Origin of the sequence: Nocardia tenerifensis NBRC 101015, from assembly GCF_000308715.1 — a bacterium.
GTDB lineage: Bacteria > Actinomycetota > Actinomycetes > Mycobacteriales > Mycobacteriaceae > Nocardia > Nocardia tenerifensis.
Map to the genome: position 1 here is coordinate 1 of NZ_BAGH01000473.1, position 2,026 is coordinate 2,026.

A 2,026-nucleotide genomic window follows, 5' to 3' on the forward strand; every position below is an offset into this window, starting at 1 on the left:
GAGCACCTGCTGTCGTGGGCGGTCGCGACCAGCCTGCACCGGACGGTCGCCGTGCCCGCGCGCGGTGCTGGGCGGCGGCCGATCGTGCTGGCGTGCACGGCCGGGGAGGATCACGCATTGCCGCTGGAGGTGTTGCGCGCCGCGCTGGCGGAGCGAGGTGTGCTCGCCTTGTTCCTCGGCGCTTCGGTGCCGGACGACGCGCTGGCCGACGCGGTGTCGAGACAGGATCGGCGGCCGGTGGTCATGCTGTGGGCGCAGTCGGCGACGACCGCGCGGACGCGAGCGCTCGACGCCGTCCGGGCGGGCTCGCGGGAGGTCGTCGCGGCCGGTCCGGGGTGGTACGGGGCCGATCTCCCGGTGGGAATCCGGCAGGTGAATTCGCTGGAGGACGCCGTCGAGCACCTGGTCCGAGTTGCGGCCGCCGATCCGTGAGTGCATCGTTATTGCATCGTTTCGCGTACGATGGGCGGCGACGCGTCGTTCCGGCGACAGACAGCGAAGGAAGCTCAGGATGGCTCGATACCTGGTGGCCGCGAGCCCCATACCCGGGCACGTGGGACCGATGGTGACCGTGGCGGGCGAGTTGCGCCGGCGTGGCCATGAGGTCCGCGTGCTCACCGGTGCGCGCTTCGCGGCGGACGTCGGCGACCTGCCGCTGTCGACGCTGCCCGGCGCCGCCGAGGCCGGGCCGGTCGCGCCCCGGCGCGGGCCGAACCTGGTGCGGCGCTGGCGCATCGGCCGGGACGCGCTGCGGACCGCGTTCCTCGACCCGCTCGCCCCGCAGTACGCGGCGCTCACCGCCGAGCTGACGCGTTCGGATTTCGATGCGGTACTTGTGGATTCGATGTTCACCGGCGCGATCCCCCTGCTGGTGTCCGGCCGCCCGTGCCCGCCCGTGCTGGTGTGCGGGGTAGGTCCGTTGACGCTGTCCAGCGCCGATTGCCCACCATTCGGCGTCGGCTGGCAGCCCGACCCGGGGCGCGACTACACCGCGATGAATTCTTTTGTGCAGCAGGTGCTTTTCCGGTCGGACCAACGGCGTCTGGACGCCATTCTGCGCCAGCTGGGATGCGGCCCTGCGCCAGTTTTCCTGCTCGATTGGCCGCTGCTGGCCGATCGGCTGCTCCAATTCACCGTGCCGGGTTTCGAATACCCACGGCGCGACCTGCCCTCCTCGGTGGTGTTCACCGGTCCGCTACCCGCACTCGCGGATTCCGCACCGTGGGACTCGCTCGACGACGACCGGCGGATCGTGCACGTGACCCAAGGCACCTGGGACAACGGCGATTTCGATCAACTGCTGCGGCCGGCGTTCGCCGCGCTCGGTGACCGCGCCGACATCCTGATCGTGGCCACCAGGGGTGGTTCTCGCGCGCCGCTCGGCCCGGCTCCGGCGAACGCGCGCGTCTATGATTTCGTGCCCTACGCACGACTCATGCCGCACGTGGACGTGATGATCACCAACGGCGGCTACGGCGGTGTGCAGCAGGCGCTAGGCCACGGCGTTCCGGTGATCGTGGCGGGCGACACCGCCGATAAGCCGGAAGTAGCCGCGCGCGTGGCGTATTCCCGCGCGGGGATAGACCTCGGCACCGCGCGACCGCGTCCGGAAGCGGTGGCGTCGGCGGTGGATCGGGTATTGCGAGACAACAGTTTTCGCGAGTCGGCCGAGCGGCTCGCGCGGGACATGGCGCGACGATCGCCGTTCGAGACCATCGCCGCCGTGCTCGACGAGACCCTCGAGACCCGGCCGGAACACGGCGTCTCGGTCGGCCGGCGAGGGGAATCCGCATGAGCACAGTGTCTTTCGATCCGCGCCCCGGTCACCCTGTGGCTGAGCACGATTCGGCCTTCGAGGACTGGTACACCGACATCCGCGCTCGGGTGACACAGGAACTCGACACCTTCCTCGGCAAGATCGATATCGAGGAACTGCGCCAGGTCGGGGCCGATACGGTCCTGCGCCAGTACGTCATCGGCGGTAAATGCCTGCGCTCGACCTTCCTGTACCTGGGCTGGCTGTGCG

Annotated in this window: 1 protein-coding gene and 2 pseudogenes; all 3 read left to right on the plus strand. The window is 70.1% G+C overall.

The genetic code is table 11. The annotated features are described in order from the left end of the window. A pseudogene (locus tag ON39_RS34100) lies at positions 1-432 on the plus strand (MerR family transcriptional regulator); the annotation flags it as partial. Positions 433-511: 79 nt separating this feature from the next. After that, complete coding sequence (locus tag ON39_RS34105) at positions 512-1,795, plus strand: glycosyltransferase (RefSeq protein WP_063713417.1); 1,284 nt, start codon at positions 512-514, stop codon at positions 1,793-1,795. Further along, a pseudogene (locus ON39_RS34110) lies at positions 1,792-2,026 on the plus strand (polyprenyl synthetase family protein); the annotation flags it as partial. The gene ON39_RS34105 and the pseudogene ON39_RS34110, both read left to right, overlap by 4 nt.